The 19,129-nt window shown below is 71.1% G+C and carries 15 protein-coding genes and 1 pseudogene; 10 read left to right on the top strand and 6 right to left on the bottom strand.

The window, feature by feature from the left end; all coding sequences use genetic code 11:
• The first annotated feature begins 23 nt into the window (after positions 1-23).
• On the top strand, positions 24-2,198 hold the full coding sequence (locus QI554_RS22365) for a caspase family protein (RefSeq protein WP_281471963.1): 2,175 nt from the start codon (positions 24-26) through the stop codon (positions 2,196-2,198).
• 258 nt (positions 2,199-2,456) lie between these two features.
• On the opposite strand, the gene ychF is transcribed toward QI554_RS22365, so the two are convergent.
• A complete protein-coding gene (ychF, locus tag QI554_RS22360; protein WP_281471962.1) occupies positions 2,457-3,530 on the bottom strand; it encodes a redox-regulated ATPase YchF in 1,074 nt (357 codons plus the stop codon).
• A 216-nt stretch (positions 3,531-3,746) separates the two neighbouring features.
• Between ychF and QI554_RS22355 the strand changes: the two genes are divergently transcribed.
• The 3 genes from QI554_RS22355 to QI554_RS22345 all read left to right on the top strand — a co-directional run bounded on the left by QI554_RS22355 (position 3,747) and on the right by QI554_RS22345 (position 6,590).
• Positions 3,747-4,340, top strand: coding sequence for a hypothetical protein (locus QI554_RS22355; protein ID WP_281471961.1), 594 nt, complete (start codon positions 3,747-3,749; stop codon positions 4,338-4,340).
• Positions 4,341-4,418: 78 nt separating this feature from the next.
• A complete protein-coding gene (locus tag QI554_RS22350) occupies positions 4,419-5,777 on the top strand; it encodes a DNA recombination protein RmuC (protein ID WP_281471960.1) in 1,359 nt (452 codons plus the stop codon).
• A 141-nt stretch (positions 5,778-5,918) separates the two neighbouring features.
• Positions 5,919-6,590, top strand: coding sequence for a DUF6542 domain-containing protein (locus QI554_RS22345; RefSeq protein ID WP_281471959.1), 672 nt, complete (start codon positions 5,919-5,921; stop codon positions 6,588-6,590).
• A gap of 537 nt (positions 6,591-7,127) precedes the next feature.
• On the opposite strand, the gene QI554_RS22340 is transcribed toward QI554_RS22345, so the two are convergent.
• Complete coding sequence (locus tag QI554_RS22340; protein ID WP_425528027.1) at positions 7,128-8,114, bottom strand: 4-hydroxy-3-methylbut-2-enyl diphosphate reductase; 987 nt, start codon at positions 8,112-8,114, stop codon at positions 7,128-7,130.
• A 68-nt stretch (positions 8,115-8,182) separates the two neighbouring features.
• Between QI554_RS22340 and xseA the strand changes: the two genes are divergently transcribed.
• Positions 8,183-9,397 carry an exodeoxyribonuclease VII large subunit gene (gene xseA, locus QI554_RS22335; RefSeq protein WP_281471957.1) on the top strand — a complete coding sequence of 405 codons (1,215 nt, stop codon included), beginning with the start codon at positions 8,183-8,185 and terminating at the stop codon, positions 9,395-9,397.
• Here xseA and QI554_RS22330 read toward each other — a convergent pair.
• Entirely contained in the window at positions 9,384-10,223 is an 840-nt protein-coding gene (locus QI554_RS22330; protein ID WP_281471956.1) for a dienelactone hydrolase family protein, read from the bottom strand. The two genes, xseA and QI554_RS22330, sit on opposite strands and share 14 nt — an antisense overlap.
• A 303-nt stretch (positions 10,224-10,526) precedes the next feature.
• On the opposite strand from QI554_RS22330, the gene QI554_RS22325 reads away from it, so the two are divergent.
• Entirely contained in the window at positions 10,527-13,313 is a 2,787-nt protein-coding gene (locus QI554_RS22325; RefSeq protein WP_281471955.1) for an immune inhibitor A domain-containing protein, read from the top strand.
• Positions 13,314-13,333: 20 nt separating this feature from the next.
• Entirely contained in the window at positions 13,334-13,609 is a 276-nt protein-coding gene (locus QI554_RS22320) for an exodeoxyribonuclease VII small subunit (RefSeq protein WP_281471954.1), read from the top strand.
• A gap of 38 nt (positions 13,610-13,647) precedes the next feature.
• On the opposite strand, the gene QI554_RS22315 is transcribed toward QI554_RS22320, so the two are convergent.
• The 3 genes from QI554_RS22315 to QI554_RS22305 form a co-directional block, all read right to left on the bottom strand.
• Positions 13,648-13,800 carry a hypothetical protein gene (locus QI554_RS22315; RefSeq protein ID WP_281471953.1) on the bottom strand — a complete coding sequence of 51 codons (153 nt, stop codon included), beginning with the start codon at positions 13,798-13,800 and terminating at the stop codon, positions 13,648-13,650.
• Entirely contained in the window at positions 13,797-14,324 is a 528-nt protein-coding gene (locus tag QI554_RS22310; RefSeq protein WP_281471952.1) for a GNAT family N-acetyltransferase, read from the bottom strand. Before QI554_RS22310 ends, QI554_RS22315 begins: the two co-directional genes overlap by 4 nt.
• 120 nt (positions 14,325-14,444) lie before the next feature.
• Positions 14,445-15,011, bottom strand: coding sequence for a DUF4245 domain-containing protein (locus QI554_RS22305; protein WP_281471951.1), 567 nt, complete (start codon positions 15,009-15,011; stop codon positions 14,445-14,447).
• A gap of 120 nt (positions 15,012-15,131) precedes the next feature.
• On the opposite strand from QI554_RS22305, the gene QI554_RS22300 reads away from it, so the two are divergent.
• The 3 genes and pseudogenes from QI554_RS22300 to QI554_RS22290 all read left to right on the top strand — a co-directional run bounded on the left by QI554_RS22300 (position 15,132) and on the right by QI554_RS22290 (position 18,980).
• Positions 15,132-15,527 (top strand): TOBE domain-containing protein, encoded by a 396-nt coding sequence (locus QI554_RS22300; RefSeq protein WP_281471950.1) that lies wholly within the window; start codon positions 15,132-15,134, stop codon positions 15,525-15,527.
• Positions 15,524-16,348, top strand: coding sequence for a molybdate ABC transporter substrate-binding protein (gene modA, locus QI554_RS22295; RefSeq protein ID WP_281471949.1), 825 nt, complete (start codon positions 15,524-15,526; stop codon positions 16,346-16,348). Before QI554_RS22300 ends, modA begins: the two co-directional genes overlap by 4 nt.
• A gap of 851 nt (positions 16,349-17,199) precedes the next feature.
• Positions 17,200-18,980, top strand: a pseudogene (locus tag QI554_RS22290) (ABC transporter permease).
• Positions 18,981-19,129 lie beyond the last annotated feature (149 nt).

Raw genomic sequence — 19,129 nt, 5'->3', positions numbered from 1 at the left:
CTGATCCTGACGGAACCCGTGTAGTGCTGATCGGGGTGGACGAGTACCAGCATTTCCCGCCCTTGCCAGCGGTGCGCAACAACCTCACCGAGCTGGCCAAGCTCTTCAGGTCCCCACTCGGTGGGGACCTTCCGGAAAGACATTGCACGACGGTGCTCAACCCCACTGAAATCAACAGCGCGCTCGACCCCGTACACCGGGCGGCGAGTGAAGCGTCGGACACCCTGGTGGTGTACTTCGCCGGCCACGGTATGCGGCTACCCGACGGCTCCCTCCGTCTCGCCGTGCGCAACTCGGAACGGGGCAGGAAACAGTACGCGTCGGTGGCCTTCGACGACCTACGTGCCGAAGTGTTGGACAGCGCAGCTGCCAACAAGGTCGTGATCCTGGACTGTTGCTACAGCGGTGCCGCGCTGGAGGGGTTCATGGGCAGCGCCGATGAGGTCGCGGACGAGGCCATCATCGAAGGCACCTATGTCATGACCGCGTCAGCAGCGACGCAAGCGGCTATGGCTCCTCCGGATTCTCCACTTACAGCGTTCACCGGCGAACTCGTCACAGCAATTGCCGATGGCATAGCCGAAATGCCGGATCCGCTGGACATGAACTCCCTGTACAAGTACGTCCGTGGCCGACTCAAATCGCAGGGAATGCCACTACCCCAGCAGCGGGCCAGCGGCCTGGGGCACGCCATCGCACTGTTCCACAACAAGTGGCGCCCTCCCACAGAGAAACCGACGCTCTCAGTACAGCGGGAGCAATGGTTTCGCGAGATTCATCACGAACTGCGCGGGCGCTTGGGGGATGTCCCGGCACTTGCCCAAGACCAGCTCCGCCCCGAGCTCGGCGATCCGACGCTCATCCGCTCCCTACTGGTAGCACGAATCGCCGTCCAACTCGCCCAGGGGAAAAGCACGACGACCATCAGCAGCATGCTCTTCTCCAGCGGCATCTTCGCCACTCCGTGCCCCAGCATTGACGAACTCTCAGAACTCATCGCCGAGGTCCAGTTCGGATTCGAAACAAACGGGCTGGCCAACAGCGTTGGGTTCCTCGGGGGCCTGGGACTCTTTCCTTGGACGCCAGAGAGTACGTACATGCTGCTGAGCGAATATTGGGCTGCCCAGCGAAGCCGTACGATGCCACGTCCTCGCGTGGAGCGGGAACTCAGCAAGCTTTGGGACACTGCGGACATCCGTGTCCTGAGCGCGTACTCCTCACTGCCGCCCCTCCCACTGGTCACTTATCCCAACCCCTGGGAGAGGTTGAACACCGAGCCGGATCTTCGAGTCGGCACCGTCACGACAATGATGCTCGGCAAGCGCGGTGGGGGCGACCGTGCATGGGAAGACTGGATGTCCACTCGCCCGTGGAGCACACTCAACGCCCGCCACTTAGTTCAGCTGGGTGGCGATCTCGTCCGGTGCAAGGCAGCTCGGCGAACCCTCGCTCAGTACGTCGATCTGGCACCAGCGGGCCATGAATTCCGTGCAGTCCTTGCACGGGCGGCGGAGATCATCGAAGAGCAGTTGCAGGACATCGCACTAGCCGTCGAAAGCATTAGCGCCATCGAGTACGACTTGCTACGCGAGCGCACACCGGACGAACACTTCCAGGACGGCTGCCTTGCCACCTTCAGCAAGCACCTTCTGAAGCGCCCTCAAGTCTTCACGCCCTTCGAAGAATATATGATGAACCATGGCACATGGGCTGCGATTCCCTGGTGGTCCCTAGTCGTTCACGGTAAACAAGAACAGCAAGCCGTTGAGGACTTCCTGAAACACGGCGGCCTCCAATTGGGTGTCGCCGCCGAGAGTCCCGACTCCAACGAGCTCATCATCAGCTGTGAGGAGCCCGCCCTCGGACCTTCATGGACATCGGCCCGGCTCATCTTCGATCTTCGGGACGTCGTGCAGGCCTGCGAGTTGCTCCTTCTGGGTCGGCGGCAATCCGTGGTTATGGACTTCCTCACCGAGGACATCGACGGGTGGGACGATCGGCAAGTACATCTGGCCGGAAGTCTCAACCTTTCGCTGGGGCCGGAGATCGGAGCAACACTGACTGATGTCGCAACCCGTGCCCTGCGCCGACTTTTGCCGGGCTGTCCTGGCCCATCGCTCCATCACGAGGGCGTGCCGGCACTTGATCGACTCCTCGGCTCGTCACAGCTTCCGAGGATCGCCCGCTGCCCTCGCTAGCCGGTGTTCTCGCACGCTCGGACGAAACCGCAGTAGCCGACCTCGCGCGTACTCGCCATCTCCGCCATCCTGGCAGCAGCCACCGATCCGCATTCTTGGACAAAGATGACGGGCATCGACGTCACACCCTCGGAACAGCAGAAGCGCATCCGACGGTCGGCGCCAACCCGCACCGGTCGCAGCATCGCGCGGACTGCTGCGGACAGCGATGCTCCCTGACTTGCGTCGCCGCAGGTCAGGGAGCCTCTGAAGTCTCGCTCAGACGTTGAAGCGGAACTCCACGACATCGCCGTCCTGCATGACGTAGTCCTTGCCCTCCATGCGGGCCTTGCCCTTGGCGCGGGCCTCGGTGCGGCCGCCGGTCTCGACGAGGTCGTCGAAGGCGATGACCTCGGCCTTGATGAAGCCGCGCTGGAAGTCGGTGTGGATGACGCCGGCCGCCTCGGGGGCGGTGGCGCCCTTCTTGATCGTCCAGGCGCGGGCCTCCTTGGGCCCGGCGGTCAGGTAGGTCTGCAGGCCGAGCGTGGCGAAGCCGACGCGGGCCAGCAGCGACAGGCCGGACTCCTCCTGGCCGAGGCCCTGCAGCAGCTCGAGCGCCTCGTCGTCCGGCAGCTCGATCAGCTCGGACTCGATCTTGGCGTCGAGGAAGATCGCCTCGGCCGGCGCGACGAGGGCGCGCATCTCGGCCTTGAGGTCCTCGTTGGTCAGCTCCTCCTCGTCGACGTTGAAGACGTAGAGGAAGGGCTTCGCGGTCAGCAGGTGCAGCTCACGCAGCGGGGCGGAGTCCAGGCCGGCGGCGAAGATCGTCTTGCCGGTCTCCAGGACCTTCTGCGCCTCCTCGACGGCCTTCGCGGCCTCCGCCGACTCCTTCTTCAGACGCGACTCCTTCTGGAGCCGCGGCAGCACCTTCTCGATGGTCTGCAGGTCGGCGAGGATCAGCTCGGTGTTGATGGTCTCCATGTCGTCCTTCGGCGAGACCTTGCCGTCGACGTGGACCACGTCGGGGTCGGTGAAGACCCGGATGACCTGGCAGATCGCGTCCGACTCGCGGATGTTCGCGAGGAACTTGTTGCCCAGGCCCTCCCCCTCGGAGGCGCCCTTCACGATGCCCGCGATGTCGACGAAGTCGACGGTCGCCGGCAGCACCTTCTGCGACCCGAAGATCTCGGCGAGCTTGCCGAGCCGCGCGTCAGGCACACCGACGACACCGACGTTCGGCTCGATCGTCGCGAACGGGTAGTTCGCGGCCAGCACGTTGTTCTTCGTCAGCGCGTTGAACAGGGTGGACTTGCCGACGTTGGGCAGACCGACGATTCCGATGGTGAGCGACAACGTGGCTTCCCTGGGTTCGGTGGGGTGAAGGGGGGCGACGGCCCGAGGACACGGCACCGCCGCCCCACAGTCTATCGAGGCCCCCGAACCCCCCTGCCCCCGACAGCGTGCCCCGGGCACCGACGCCTGACGAGGGAAGGTCCTCTCACCTGGCGGAGCCGCGCACGGCTACGCTCGCCGAACGGGCACACGGGGGTGGCCCAAGGGGGGACGCGGATGAACCGCGAGGCGTATGCGGACCGGGTTGTGTGGCGCTGCGGCAGCAGTCGCGAGCCCGTGCAACAGCTGTTCGAGGCGTTGCTCCTGATCGCGATTACGGTCGCGCCCGTCGCAGTCGCGCTCGCCGGCGGCGCACCGGAGCTGCTGCCGGTCTCCGCGTTTGGCGCCGTCGCTTGCGCCGTGGTCTTCATGACGGCGGTCCGGCAGGGCCGTCGCCGGCTGGCGATCTCTCCGCACGGGATCTCCTTGGCGAACAGATCCGCGGTCGAGGTCGCGTGGGCCGACGTCGCCGCCGTGCAGCTCCGGCTGACCCCTGGGCATCCGAGCTGGAACAGCGTGGCGCGGCTGCGCGTCACGTCGCGCAGCGGAACCCAGGCGAAAGTCACCCTGGTGCGCGTCGAGGAAGGCATGCTGCGCGTGCTCGCCCTCGACCTCCACGCCCCGCTGTCCGCACGGGGCATCCCGTTGGAGCTCGGTGGGTCACAAGCCATCAGCGACGAGTTGCGCGGCACGGCCGCACCGTCGCCGTTCCTTCCGCCACCGCCGCCGGTCGCGCCCCCTCGGCCGTTCGGCCCACCGCCCGGCACCTGAGCGGAGGCGGCGTACGGCACAACTCCCGACCGGCGCGCCGACTCACGCCACCGCGCAATAAGCCGCAAGTATGAACACATGGACGTCACCGCCGTGTTGCTGCTGCTCATCGGCCTCGGTCTCGGCGCGCTCGTCGGCGTGCTGTGGGCGCGTGGTCAGGCCACCGCGCGCATCGCCCGGCTGGAGGCCGAGCGCGCCGCCGCGCTCGGCGCCGCCGACCTCGCCGAGCGCGCGCAGGAGCAACTCTCGGAGCGGTTCCGCGCGCTGTCCGCGGACGCCCTGGCCCGCAGCAACGCGCAGTTCCTCGAACTCGCCGACCACCGATTCCGGATCGCGGGCGACCCCATCCGCGAGACCCTCGACCGGCTCGACGGCCGGCTCGGCGACCTCGAACGCTCCCGAGTCGCCGCGCAGGCGGCGCTGACCCGCCAGATCGACGACGTACGGACGGCCGGCGAACAACTGCGCCGAGAGACCGCGTCACTCGTCACCGCACTGCGCAAGCCGGACGTCCGGGGCCGCTGGGGCGAGATGCACCTGCGCCGCGCCGTCGAACTGGCCGGCCTGGTCGACCGCTGCGACTTCGACACACAGACCTCGGTCACCACCGACGACGGACTCTTCCGCCCCGACATGGTCGTGCACCTCGCCGGAGGCAAGCACGTGGTCGTCGACGCGAAGGTGCCGCTCACCGCCTTCCTGGACGCCTCCGAAACCGACGACGAAGCGGTACGCGCCGAGCGGCTCCTCGCCCACGCGCGGCACCTGCGCACCCACGTCGACCAGCTCGGCGGCAAGGCGTACTGGCAGAAGATCCAGCCCACCCCCGAGTTCGTCGTCCTGTTCGTACCGGGCGAGGCGTTCCTCGCGCAGGCCCTCGACCAGGAGCCGGGGCTGCTGGAGTACGCCGCGGCACGCAAGGTCGTGCTGGCCACGCCGACCACCCTCATCGCGCTGCTGCGCACCGTCGCCTACGCGTGGAGCCAGGACGCCCTGGCCGACGGCGCCCGCGAGGTCTTCGAACTCGGCCGCGAGCTCTACGACCGCCTCGGAGGCCTCGGCGAGCACCTCGACCGCCTGGGCCGCTCGCTGACCGGCGCGGTCGGCGCGTACAACCGCACCGTAGGCTCCCTCGAGGCACGCGTGCTCGTGAGCGCGCGCCGCATGCGGGACCTCAAGCTCGTCGAGAGCGACCTGGCGGTGCCCACCCAGGTCGAGCAGACCGCCCGCGCGCTGTCCGCGCCCGAACTGGTCGCGGCGGCGGAGGAGGGAAACCGGCTGCGTTCGCTGCCACCGATCGAGGAGGGGAACGCGTCCTCACCAGAGCAGGGCCCCGACCCGCGGGACCCCGCACGCGGCGGACCGGCCGCCGCACCGGGCCACGACGGACAGCCGGGGCAGACCGGCCACCCGGGTGGCTCTATCCGGATCAGCTGAGGAAGCGCGTGTTCTTCACCCCTTTGTTGCAGGTTGTACGCATACCGTTGATATGTGGAACAGCGCAGCCGTGCCCGCCCACCCGCGGCCGGATCCCCGCAAGGGCGGCGTCCGGTGCCGGCGCCTGGGCGGAGTGAGCCCATGCGCCGCCGCCGCTCAGCCGCCTCACCCGATCAGCCGGACGACCCGGGCACGCCGCCGTCGGGCGGACCGCCGCCCCCCGCCGCACCCCCGGTGACCCCGACGGGGACCGGCTCGGAAGCCGGCCCCGGCACCCCGCGTCCCCGCCCCGCACCCCCGGGCGGCCCGGGCACCCCTCAGGGCCGCCGCCCGCACCCGCCCCGACGCGGCCCCGCCGGCAACACGGGCCTGACCGCCCCCGGCGCGTTCGTCGTCGCGACCGGCGGCACGCTCCTCGGCGGACTGGTCAACGAGATCGCGACGGACACCATCGGGGTGATCTTCGGGACGGCCTTCTTCGCCTCGTGCGTGCTGGTCGCCGTGAAGACCCGAACTCGCGACCTGGTCGCCGCCGCCATCGCCCCGCCGCTGGCGTTCGCGCTGACGATAGTGGCCCTGAGCCTGGTGTTCCCGAGCGACAACGGCGAGCCGTTCCTCGTCCGCATGGGCCTCGACGTCTTCACCGCACTGACCTTCAAGGCCGGAGTGCTGTGGGGCGGCTCGGCGCTGGCGGCCGCGATCGCCTTCGTCCGCTACCGCGCCGACCAACAGCGGACCCGCCGCCCGCCTCGCCCGACCAGGGACCCGCGCCCCCCGCGAGCCCCTCGTCCACCAGACCAGCGAGCACGCTGAGGGGCCGGGAGCAGCGAGCAACGCGCCGCCTCCCGACGAGTGACGCAAGTGTGACGCGAACACCCCCTAATGAGGGAGTTCTGGTGATTCGCATACGTGACGGCAAAGTGATGGGGGGGTCGAGGCCGTGCCCCCGACCGACTCAAACAGGCGCGGCCCCACGCTGGAACCGCAGCCCGGCAGCGCAACAAAACCAAGCAACAAAACCCGCCCGCACCCCACGCAAACCGCAGCCCGGCAGGGAAACCGAAACAAGCGCGTCCACACCCCGCGCCCCTCCCGCCAGGTGCGAGGTGGTTCAGGGCGTCCGGCCCGCGGGTCAAGCCGCAACGAACCAGGCCACCTGACCAAGCGTTGGCAGGATCGGCTTGAGGCGCGGGCCGTCCGCGCGGAAAATCCAAGAGCGGGAGGGGCGTCAGGCCTCCAGCAAAACCAGGTCAGGAACGGCGCAGCGAAAAGCCGCAAAAAACGGTGCAGCGAAAAGCCGCAAAAACAGCCCGCCCCGGCCAAAGCCAAGGCCAAGGCCAAGGCCAACCCTCAGGCTTCCCGCCCCGCGGCCTTCATGTCCTTCCGAAGCTCCTGCGGCAGAGAGAACGTCAACCGCTCCTCCATCGCCCGGTGAATCCGAACATCGTCGAATCCCCGCTGCGCGAGCCACTCCAACACACCGTCGACCAGAACCTCCGGCACAGACGCACCACTGGTCAGCCCCACCGTGGTCACGCCCTCAAGCCACGCCTCGTCGATCTCGTCCGCCCCGTCCACCAGGTGGGACGCACCGGCGCCGGCCTCGAGAGCGACCTCCACGAGCCGGATCGAGTTGGAGGAGTTCTTCGAGCCCACCACGATGATCAGGTCGGCCTCGTCGGCGATCTGCTTCACGGCGATCTGGCGGTTCTGCGTCGCGTAACAGATGTCGTCGCTCGGCGGGCTCTCCAGGAGCGGGAACTTCTCCTTCAGCGCGCCCACGGTCGCCATGGCCTCGTCGACCGAGAGGGTCGTCTGCGAGAGCCACACCACCTTCGACGGGTCCCGCACCTCGACGTTCGCGACGTCCTTCGGCCCATCGACAAGCGTGATGTGGTCGGGCGCCTCACCCGTCGTGCCGATGACCTCTTCGTGGCCCTCGTGGCCGATCAGGAGGATGTCGTAGTCGGCCTCGGCGTACCGCACGGCCTCCTTGTGCACCTTGGTGACCAGCGGGCACGTCGCGTCGATGGTCTTGAGGTTGCGCGACGCCGCCTGCTCGTGCACGACGGGCGCGACACCGTGCGCCGAGAAGATGACCGTGGCGCCCTCGGGAACCTCGTACGCCTCGTCGACGAACACCGCTCCGCGCTTGCGCAGCGTCTCGACGACGTACTTGTTGTGCACGATCTCGTGGCGTACGTACACCGGAGGCCCGTACAGCTCCAGGGCCTTCTCGACGGTGACGATGGCCCGGTCCACGCCCGCGCAGTACCCACGGGGGGCGGCGAGCACGACACGGCGGTTCTGCGGGTCGACCTCAGTCATGCGTCCCATGGTACGGGGGCCGCCCGGCCCCGGCCGGGCAAGCCCGTCCCGTCACCGCAGCCCCGTAGTGTGGCCGCATGGCGCTGACGACCTCTGCCGAGTCCCCCATCCCGGTGTCGGAGATCTCCCGCCTGATCGGGGGGTGGATCGACCGGCTGGGCACGGTGTGGGTCGAGGGCCAGATCACCCAGTTGAGCCGCCGCCCCGGCGCGGGCGTGGTCTTCCTGACCCTGCGCGACCCGTCCGCGGACGTCTCGATCTCCGTCACCTGCTACCGCCGCGTCTTCGACGCCGTGGCCGACGTCGTCGCCGAGGGCTCCCGGGTGGTCGTCCAGGCGAAGCCCGAGTGGTACACCCCGCGCGGAACGCTGTCGCTGCGCGCGACGGAGATCCGCCCGGTCGGCATCGGCGAGCTGCTCGCCCGCCTGGAGATGCTCAAGCGCACGCTGGCGACCGAGGGCCTGTTCGACCCCCGCCACAAGAAGCCCCTTCCGTTCCTGCCGTCGTGCATCGGCCTCGTCTGCGGCCGGGCGAGCGCCGCCGAGCGGGACGTCCTGGAGAACGCCCGCAGGCGGTGGCCCGCGGTGCGGTTCGAGGTGCGGAACGTCGCGGTGCAGGGCGTGCACGCGGTGCCTCAGGTGGTCGCGGCCGTCCAGGAGCTGGACGAACATCCCGAGGTGGACGTCATCGTCGTGGCGCGCGGCGGCGGCAGCGTCGAGGACCTGCTCCCCTTCTCCGACGAGGAGCTCGTCCGCACGGTGTTCCGCTGCTCGACCCCGGTCGTCAGCGCGATCGGCCACGAACCGGACTCGCCGCTGCTCGACCTGGTGGCGGACCTGCGCGCGTCGACGCCGACCGACGCCGCCAAGAAGGTCGTCCCGGACGTCGGCGAGGAGTTGACCCGGATCCGCCAGCTGCGCGACCGCGCGCGCCACACGGTCACGATGCGGCTCGACCGCGAGGAGCACGGGCTCGCGCAGTACCGCAGTCGCCCCGTCCTCGCGGAGCCCTACGGCATGGTCGGGATGCGCGAGGACGAGGTGGCCGCACTACTTGAGCGCTCCCGTCGGACGCTGCGACACCGGCTCGACCACGCGGCGACCGACCTGGAGCACACACGGGCGCGGGTAGTGGCGCTGTCGCCCGCCGCGACGTTGGAGCGCGGCTACGCCGTTCTCCAGAAAGCCGACGGCCGCGCCGTGCGCGGCCCCGACGAGGTGACGGCAGGCGAACGGCTGACTGCACGCGTGGCGTCAGGGCGGCTGGCAGTAGAGGTCCTCAAAGAGGAGTAGTCCCCGAGCCGGGCCCGTCCGCAACGTCCGCAACATCCGCAATGTCAGCCACGTTCGCCACGTCCGCCACGTCGCCGACATCAGCCGCATCAACCCCGTCCCCCACCAGGTGCCGCGCGAAAAACGCGTCGATGCGCCCCCAAGCGTCCGCCGCCGCCGCCGGATCGGGCCCGATGCCCATGATCGCCTTCAGCAGCGGCCGCAGCACGAGCGGGCTGTTCGCGACGTCGTTCAGGAACGAGTGCCCCGCACCCGGGTACAGCCGCACATCGTGCTCCACACCGGCCTTGGCGAGCGCGGCCTCCAACCGCCCCGCCCGGGACCGGAACACCCGGTCCTTGCCGCCGTAACTCGCGACGACCGGGCACGCGTCCTTCATCGCCTCGTCGACGTCGTCGGGAAGTTCGCCGTAGTTGGCCGACGCGACCTGGTAACCGCCCTGCGTCGCGAGCACGAGTGCGAAGCTGCCGCCCATGCAGAACCCGAGCACGCCGATCCTGCCCGTGCAGTCGGGGCTGGCCAGCAGCCACTGCCGCGCCGCCTCGATGTCCTGGTACGCGGGGCCCTTGCCGGCGGGGATGCCCCGCAGCGTCGACACCATGCACCGGGCCGCCGAGCGCCCGTGGTAGATGTCGGGCATCAGCGCCAAGTACCCGGCCGCAGCCATGCGTTCGACGTGCCCGCGGTTGACGTCGTCGGCGCCGGTTCCCTCGAACAGCACGACGACGCCGGGCCACGGCCCGGGCCCTGCGGGGCGGGCGAGCAGGCCGCGCAGCCCGGGGGTGCCGGCGTACGCGGGTGCGGCCAGATCCACGTCCTCGACCATGCGTGCGACGGTAGGGCAAACCCCCACGGCTTCGGCAGTCCTCACCCGCAACCTGTCCTGTTCACCTGACCCGGACGCGGATTCGGCCGCCCCGAACAGAACCCCTCCAGACACCTCCAGACACCTACAAACACCTCCAAACACTCCCAATGTGTTCATCGGAGGAACGACTGAGCCGTCCGGGTGGTGTGTGCACTCGTTCGCGGCGCGGGAGTTCCCCGTGCGCGGCGCCCCCGCTTACGTTCGGGCCCTGCCCACCGCGGTCAGGCCCCGGCCGCGTGCCGCCGCCTCGAAGGGGTGCCCGTGCGCCGTACTGCTCTTCGCGTCCTGCGCCGCCTGGCCGCCGTGCCACTGGTCGCCGCGGTGGGCCTCCTCCTCGCGGCCGCACCGCAGCAGAACACCGCGGGCGCCGACACCACACACGCCGTCTGGACCCCGTCCCCCGCCGACGACTACGTCAACTACGTGGCCCCACGCGACGACCTACCGCCCGATCCACAGGCTGTGGACAACCCGCTGGCCCGCAGCTCCGCCCGTCGGGCGCAGGACCTCGACCGCAAGTTCGCGGCGGGCAACCCGGTCGCCGCGCGCGGGCTGGCCGCCGCCGAGCGGACCGCCGCGGCACGCGGCCTCAGCCCCAAGGCGCTGGCCGAGGAGCGGGACCGCCGGGCCGGGCGTCCCGTCGACCAGCCGCACGAGGCCCGGCTGCTCACCATCCTCGTCGAGTTCAACGACCACGCCGACGACGACTTCTCCGGCTTCCGCCGCCCCACCAGCGTGCTCGACCCCACGTGTGTCACCGAACCGCCGGGCACCCGCATGAACGGCCCCCGCCACAACCGCCTTCCGGACCCGGCGAAGGCCAAGGCCGGTGACAACAACACCCTTTGGGTACCGGACTTCTCGCCCGCCCACTACAACGCGATGCTCTACTCCGAGCGCGGCCTGGCCGAGCGCGTGCGTCCCGACCTGACCGGCCCCGACGGGCGGCCCGGCGTCGACATGTCGGGCCTGACCATGCGCGCGATGTACAGCGAGATGTCGCACGGCGCGTACAGCGTCGGCGGCGAGGCGGTCGGCTGGGTGACCGTCCCGCACTCCGAGGCGTGGTACGCGGCGGGCAAGTGCGGCGCGGCCCGCCAGGACAACAGCGGCAGCGCCGACAACCCGCGCGGCGTACGCCAGTTCGTCATCGACGCGGTCGACGAGCTGGCCCGCACCCACCCGGACTTCCCGTGGGCCGACTACGACCAGGAGGACCTGGGCGACGCCGACCACGACGGCAACCTGCACGAACCCGACGGCGTGGTCGACCACTTGGTGCTGGTGCACGCCGGTCGGGACAAGTCGGCGGGCGGCGGCGCCGAGGGCCCGTACGCGATCTGGGCGCACGCGTCGAACGTGCTGGGCGGGCACCAGGTCCCGGGCAGTCCGCTCAAGGTGGCGAACTACATCGTGCAGCCCGAGGACTCCGGAGTCGGCGTCTTCGCCCACGAGTTCGGCCACGACCTGGGGCTGCCCGACCTGTACGACAACTTCAGCGGCGGTGAGACCGACGTCGACTTCTGGGACCTGATGTCGTCGGGGTCGCACTCGGGGCCGCTGTTCCAGTCGATGCCCGCGCACATGGGCGCGTGGTCGAAGTACATGCTGGGCTGGACCGACCCCAAGCTGTTCAGGGTCGGCGACGAGCGCGCGATGGTCTCGGTGGGCTCGGCCGCCCGCCCCATGCCGGGCATGCGCGACTCGGTGCGGGTCGAACTGCCGCCCGAGACCGTGCGGATCGGCACTCCGCATTCGGGCACCGGCATGTGGTATTCGGGTAGCGACCAGGAGTGGGCCGACACGTCCGTCGTCCGCGACGTCACGGTGCCCGTCGGCGCCGCGCACGCCGACCTGTGGATGTGGAACGACTACGTCATCGAACAGGACTGGGACTACGGCTTCGTCGAGGTCTCCGGGGACGGCGGCCGCACCTGGTCCCAGCTCCCGGTGCGCGACGAGGCGGGCGACCTGGTCAGCACCCCGTCGAACTACCCCGACCCGAACCGCAACCTCGCCGAGTTCCGCAAGACGAACGGCCTGACCGGTTCCAGCGGCGGTTGGCGGCACGACCGCGTCGACCTCACCCCGTACGCGGGCCGGACCGTGCAGGTGCGGCTGGGCATGATGACCGACGCCGCGTTCATGGAACGCGGTTGGTTCGCCGACGACTTCGCACTGGTCGCGGACGGCGCGACGGTCTGGTCCGACGACGTCGAGCACGGTGACAACGGGTGGCGCGCGGTCACCGGCACGTCGACCATCACGCGCGGCGCGGGCTGGTCCCGCACGACGGGCTCGTTCGAACGCGAGCAGTACTACCTGCTGGAGTGGCGCACGCCGACCGGCTTCGACGAGGGGCTGAAGTACGCCTACACCACGGTGCGCGGCTCGACCGACGGCGACGGCACGCAGGTCGCGCGCGTCCCGTACAACGTGCCGGGCCTGCTGGTGTGGCTGCGCGACGCCGAGTACCAGAACAACGGCGTGCGGTTCAATCTGGACGCGCCGCCGAGCCACGGCCCCAAGGGCCAGGTGCTGCTGGTCGACGCGCACGTCGACCCGCTGCGCTGGAGCGGCGAGGCGGGTGCGCACTACCCGCCGAGCGGCCGCAACCCGTTCCGGAACCTGGAGAACCGCGCACAGTCGTCCAACGCGGCGTTCGGGGCGGCGCCGACGCTGCCGTTCCGGGCCTGCCACAGCCAGGGCGCGTGGTGCCAGGAGTTCCCCGCGCTGCCCGGCGTGCCGGAGTTCACGGACGCGCGCGGCTGGGCGGCCGGGGCGCAGTACCTGGACGGGCGGCCGGTGGACCGGTTCAAGGACGGCGGCACCGTGGTTCCGGCCCGCGAGCCGTACCCGACCCGGGTGGTGACGGCCGACGGCGCGCCGGACACCGCGCACTACGGCGTGCCGTGGGGCGGCTCGGTGCTCGGCTCCGGCGATCCGGCGCCGGGGCGGGAGTACGGCGTGGTGGTCCGCGTCGTGCGCCCGTACGGCAAGGACGGCCGCGACGGCGCGCTGGTCGAGGTGACGCCGGCCCGTCGGTGACGCCGCATAGGCTGGGGCGCATGGCGAAGAAGAGTGCGGAGGCCGTGGACGGGCAGGGCGGCGGCGCGGCGGCGGACCCGTCGCTCGAGGCGCTGGAGTCGCTCGGCTACGAGCAGGCCCGCGACGAACTCGTCGAGGTGGTGCGGCGGCTCGAGACGGGCGGCATCACGCTGGAGGAGTCGCTCGCGCTGTGGGAGCGCGGCGAGAAGCTGGCGGGCGTGTGCCAGCGGTGGCTCGACGGTGCCCGCGCGCGCCTCGACGCGGTGGTGCAGCAGCAGGAGGGCGGCGGCGAGTAGCCGTCACCGGCCCGCGCGGAGGCGTCGGGACTCCCGGCTCAGCAGCTGTCCGAGAGCGCCGTCGCGACGCACAGGCCGAGCAGCAGGAGGGCCGCGAGCCCGCCGACGAGCACCCATTTGAGCCGCGGCAGGACCTCCCAGCCCTCCCCCGGCCGGCGCTCGACCGGGCGCCACGCGCGGTCGCCGATCACAGGGCGACCCACGCGGGGACGTACGGCGTCTGACCGTTGCTCTCCTCGACGGCGGCCTCGACCGCGGCCGCGTGCTGGGCGGCCAGCTCGTCCGCGTCGAACCGCAGGTGCAGGTGCGGCTCGCCGTCGACGACCGAGCGGCCGCCGTATTTGACGAAGCCGCGGTCCTCGAACCACGGCGCGCTGCGGACGAACACCTCCGCGACGATCGGGCGGCCTTCCGCCAGCATGGCGGCGTGCTCGAGGAGTGTTGTCGCGTAGCCCTTGCGGCGCTCCGTGGGCGCCGTGCACAGGCGGCTGAGGCGCAGGCCGCCGGCTTCTTCGGTGAGGCGGAGCGTCGCGACCGGCACTCCGTCGCGTTCGCCCCACACGTGGAGGGTGGCGGGCTCGATGTCCAGCCCGTCCGGCTCGTGGCGGGCCCGCTGGCGGGCCACCACGAAGACCTGGCTGCGCAGCGCGATGAGGCGGTACAGCCGCTCGGCGCTCAGCTCGGCGAGTGTTGCGCAGAAGTACGAGACGTCCACCGGCGAAGGCTGTCACCGGGGGCGCGACGCGCGGGCGACCGTCGAGTGAACTCTGGATGCCGACCGACCAAAGGACCAGGAAAGGGACACAGTCGGTCAGGAAGCGATGACAGAACCGGACTAAACAGTCGGGCGAGCGGTCGGAATCGGCTCCATCCCGGGCAGCGGCGGGGCGGTGCGGAGCGCGGCGGCGAGCGTCGCGAGGTCCTCGTACGACGCGGTCCCGGTCACCACGGTGGTGACGCCGTCCTTGGTGCGGACGAGCGAGCGGTACTTCTCACCGTTGTAGGACTGCCACTGCTCGCCGGCCACGTCGACGGTGCCGACCGGCTCGCCGTGCTTGCTCCGGTCCGCGATGAACGGCTCCGGCGTGCCGTTGGTCTGCTCGACCGCGGCGTACTGCTCGTTCGGGTTGATGAAGCCGACCCGCCACGTGGTGGCCTTCACGTCGACGCCGTCGAAATCCGCCGACGTCGCGCGCCAGCGCTGCGGCAGACCCTGCGGCGCCAGCAGCGGGTACGGTGCGACCTGGCTGGCCTGCTGGAACTTCAGCGTGTAGTCGATGCGCTTGACGGGGTCCTGCGCGCTGTGCCGCCCGAAAATCAGCAGGAGGACCACAACGACGCCGACCGCGGCCAGCGTGAAGACCATGTCCCGAACCGTCTCGTACCCGCGCTTCTTCGCCACGGCACCATCGTCCCGTATCCACTCCGGTGCTCCGCACCGGGCTCCCCGACCATCGCACATGCAAGGGCATCAGCTCCTGACCCTTGCAAATGCCAGGAACAGATGGAGTAGTCTCCGCATATGCCCACCTACCGCATGGGCCGCGTCGCGCAACTGCTCGGCGTGAGCCCGGACACCGCCCGCCGATGGGCCGACTCGGGACGCCTTGCCACGGCCCGGGACGAGCACGGCCACCGGGTGGTCGACGGCGCGGCACTCGCCGCGTTCGCGGTCACTCTCGCCGAGGAACACGGCTCGCCCGAGAACCAGCGGGCCACCTCGGCCCGCAACGCGTTCCCCGGCATCGTCACCAAGGTCATCCTCGGCGACGTCGCGGCACAGGTGGAGATCCAGGCGGGACCGCACCGGGTGGTCTCCCTGCTGACCAGGGAGGCCGTCGAGGAGCTGGGGCTCGCGCCCGGCGTCGAAGCGGTCGCCTCGGTCAAGTCGACCAACGTGACCGTGGAGCTGACGTGAGATCCCTGCGTACCGCCGCCGCCCCGATAGCCGCCGCCGCGGCCGCGACGCTGCTGCTCGCCGCATGCGGCAGCGACGACAAGAACGACGCCAAGAAGGACGCCGCCACCTCGGCCGCGCCGGGTACGGGCTCGCAGGCGCCCGCCGACAAGCCGGCGTCGACGATCACGGTGCTGGCCGCGGCCTCGCTGACCGCCGCGTTCAACGACGCGGGCGCCGCGTACACCAAGAACCACAAGGACCAGAACGTCAAGTTCTCGTTCGCGGGTTCGCAGGAGCTGGCCGCGCAGGTCAAGCAGGGCGCGCCCGCCGACCTCATCGCGACCGCGGACACCAAAACCATGGACGGCCTCGCCGCCCAGGTCGTCAACCCGCAGGTCTTCGCGAAGAACCGGCTGGCGATCGTCGTCGCGCCGGGCAACCCGAAGAAGATCAACGGCCTGGCCGACCTCGCGAAGAGCGACGTCACGACGGTCCTGGCCGGCCCGACGGTCCCGGTCGGCCGCTACGCCCGCGACGCCCTCACCAAGGCCGGCGTCGAGGTCAAGCCGAAGTCGGAGGAGACGGACGTCAAGGCCGTCCTCACCCGCGTCCGCATGGGCGAGGCCGACGCCGGCATCGTCTACACGACCGACATCAAGTCCGCCGGCGACGCGGTCGCCTCCGTCGACATCCCGGACAACGTCAACGTCGTCGCGACCTACCCCGTCGCGGTGATCAAGGACAGCAAGCAGACCGACGCCGCCAACGCCTTCGCCGCCTGGCTGCTCACCCCCGAGGCGCAGGACATCCTCAAGAAGTACGGGTTCGCCTCCAAGTGACCCCACCCGCACCCCCCGGTGAGCCCGGCCCCCCACCCCGGGGCCCAGGCGGCACACCGCCCTCACCACCCCGGGACGCGAGCGCGGCACCGCTCGCGTCCCGGGACGCACGACCCACCCACGACCCGCAGCCGACCCAACCCCGCCGCGCGCACGGAGCGTCGCGCGGCGAGGCCGACGCTGCGGGAGAGCCCACCGAGCTCAGCGCCCATCCCCGCGACACCGCCGCCGAGGCGCCACCGCAGCCGCCCACCCACGCGCGCGAAGCGTCGCGCAACCAGAGCAGTGTGCCGCCGACGCCGACCGAGCCACCCACGCTCGCTGGCGACCCCGCAGCACCACACCCACACCCGGCCCCCACGCACGAAGCGCCGCAGGGCGAGGCCGACGCTGCGGGAGAGCTCACCGCCGAACCCGGCGACTCAGCTGCACCGCAACCTCACGACGACCGCAGCACCGTCGCCCCTGCGGTCGTCGTGCAATCCGCCGACGAATCCCCGTCCGCGGCATCCCAGCCGCGCCCAACCTCCGCGCGCGAAGCGCCGCGCGGCACGGCCAACGTGACGGGAGAGCCCGCCGAGCTCAGGGCCCACCCCCGCGATGCCGGCGCCGAGGCCGGGGGGTCGCACGCGTCCGCCGCGCGTGGCGACGGTTCGTCGGGCGTGCCCGTGGGAGACCGGCACAGCGTCGACAGGGGCGGGCCTTCTGCGGCGGCGTCCATCCCGTCCGGTGAGACTGCGGTCGTCGGTCGCAAGCCGCCGTTGGTCGTCGGGGGTCCGCCGCGGGTGCCTCGGGTTCGGGTGCCGGTTTTGCTGTGGGTGCCTGCGTTGGCCGGGCTGGCGTTTGTGGTCATGCCGCTGGTCGGGTTGCTGGTCAGGGCGCCGTGGGAGTCGGTGCCGGAGCGGCTCGGGGATCCTGCTGTGCGGACCGCGCTCCGGCTCTCGTTGCAGTGCTCGTTCGGGGCCCTCGGGATCAGCATGGTGCTCGGGGTGCCGCTCGCGTGGTTGTTCGCCCGGGTGGAGTTTCCGGGTAAGTCGCTGCTGCGCGCGCTCGTGCTGCTGCCGCTCGTGCTCCCGCCCGTCGTCGGTGGTGTCGCGCTGTTGCTCGCGTTCGGCCGCCGCGGGCTGCTCGGGCCCTGGTTGGAAAGCATGGGCATACAGCTGACGTTCTCGATGACCGGTGCCATGCTCGCCGGCGCGTTCGTCGCGCTGCCGTTCCTCGTGCTCTCCGTCGAGGGCGCCATCGCCGGGTTGGACCGCAAGTACGAGGAGACCGCCGCCACGCTCGGCGCGGGCCCGTTGCGCGTGTTCACCACCGTCACGCTGCCGCTGATCGCACCGGGTCTCGCGGCGGGTGCCGCGCTCGCGTGGGCGCGGGCGCTCGGCGAGTTCGGCGCCACCATCACGTTCGCCGGCAACCTGCCGGGCGAGACGCAGACCCTGCCCCTGGCCGTCTATCTGATGCTCCAGGACGACCCGGACACCGCCGTCGCGGTCAGCCTGCTGCTGCTCGTCGTGTCGGTCGTCGTGCTCGTCGCGCTGCGCGGCCGCTGGCTGTCGCCCGCCCGCGGCAAGGCCCCGAAGGGCGGACGCCTGTGACCCCGCCCGCGCTGCAGGCCCGCACCGAGGGCCTGGTCACCGCCGAACTGACCGTCGCCGCGGGCGAGGTGGTGGCCGTCGTCGGCCCCAACGGCGCCGGCAAGTCGACGCTGCTGCGCGCCCTCGCAGGCCTGCCGGGCCCGGCCCGCGCCGCGGTGGCCATCGACGGCGAACCGGTCGGCACCCGCCCGCCGCATCTGCGCCGCGTCGGATACGTACCTCAGGACGGCGCGCTGTTCCCGCATCTGAGCGCCGCCCGCAACGTCGCCTACGGCCTGCGCGGCCGCGGCCTGAGCCGTCGTGAGCAGCGGGCCGCGGCGCACGACTGGCTGACCCGCCTCGGCCTCGGCGAGCTGGCCGCGCGCCGCCCCGGCCAGTTGTCCGGCGGTCAGCAGCAACGCGTCGCGCTCGCCCGCGCGCTCGCGCCGGAACCGCGGCTGCTGCTGCTCGACGAGCCGCTGGCCGCGCTCGACGTCGAGACCCGCGCCGCGGTGCGGCACACGCTGCGCAGCCACCTCGGCCCGTATGACGGCGTCTGCCTGATCGTCACGCACGACCCGGTCGACGCGCTCAGCCTGGCCGGGCGCATGCTCGTCGTCGAGTCGGGCGTGATCGTCCAGGACGCGTCCGCCGCCGAGGTGACGCGCGCGCCGCGTTCGGCCTGGGTCGCGCGCATGCTCGGCCTCAACGCGTACGAGGGCGACGGCACAGACGACGGTGTCCGGCTCGCCGACGGCCACGTGCTGGTCGGCGCCGACCCGGCCCCGCGCGGCCGGGTGCTGGTGACCGTGCACCCGGACCACGTGACGCTGTACCGCGACCCGCCCGGGGGCACCGCACGCAACGCGTGGCACGGAACGATCACCGAGGTGACCGGCACGGGCACTCGGCTGCGGGTAGCGGTGCACGGTTCGGACGGCCCGGACGTCGTCGCCGAAGTGACCGCGGCCGCGGCGGCCGAGCTCGGCCTCGGCGAGGGTCTCGGCGTGTGGATCGGCGTCAAGGCGACCGGGGTCGGGCTGACCGCCCTGTGAAAGGCCCGGGTCGGGCCGATAACATCGGGGCAATCCCGTTGGAATCCGTCCGGGCCCGGGGCCGCGTCGTCCCAGCTGTTTCGGTGCACTGTGCATCGGAGGACCACGGCCACCGGGGATCAGGGCACCCCTCGTGGTCTCGGCCGAGA

Origin of the sequence: Yinghuangia seranimata, assembly GCF_029953285.1 — a bacterium.
GTDB lineage: Bacteria > Actinomycetota > Actinomycetes > Streptomycetales > Streptomycetaceae > Yinghuangia > Yinghuangia seranimata.
Note: the sequence above shows the minus strand (reverse complement) of the source record. Positions and strands in the feature narration are given on the sequence as shown.

Bases quoted from the DNA above. Each gene is read 5' to 3' on its own strand.
- QI554_RS22355 (WP_281471961.1), top strand. From the start codon at position 3,747: ATGAACCGCGAGGCGTATGCGGACCGGGTTGTGTGGCGCTGCGGCAGC.
- QI554_RS22350 (WP_281471960.1), top strand. From the start codon at position 4,419: ATGGACGTCACCGCCGTGTTGCTGCTGCTCATCGGCCTCGGTCTCGGC.
- QI554_RS22345 (WP_281471959.1), top strand. From the start codon at position 5,919: ATGCGCCGCCGCCGCTCAGCCGCCTCACCCGATCAGCCGGACGACCCG.
- QI554_RS22340 (WP_425528027.1), bottom strand. From the start codon at position 8,114: ATGGGACGCATGACTGAGGTCGACCCGCAGAACCGCCGTGTCGTGCTC.
- xseA (WP_281471957.1), top strand. From the start codon at position 8,183: ATGGCGCTGACGACCTCTGCCGAGTCCCCCATCCCGGTGTCGGAGATC.
- QI554_RS22330 (WP_281471956.1), bottom strand. From the start codon at position 10,223: ATGGTCGAGGACGTGGATCTGGCCGCACCCGCGTACGCCGGCACCCCC.
- QI554_RS22320 (WP_281471954.1), top strand. From the start codon at position 13,334: ATGGCGAAGAAGAGTGCGGAGGCCGTGGACGGGCAGGGCGGCGGCGCG.
- QI554_RS22300 (WP_281471950.1), top strand. From the start codon at position 15,132: ATGCCCACCTACCGCATGGGCCGCGTCGCGCAACTGCTCGGCGTGAGC.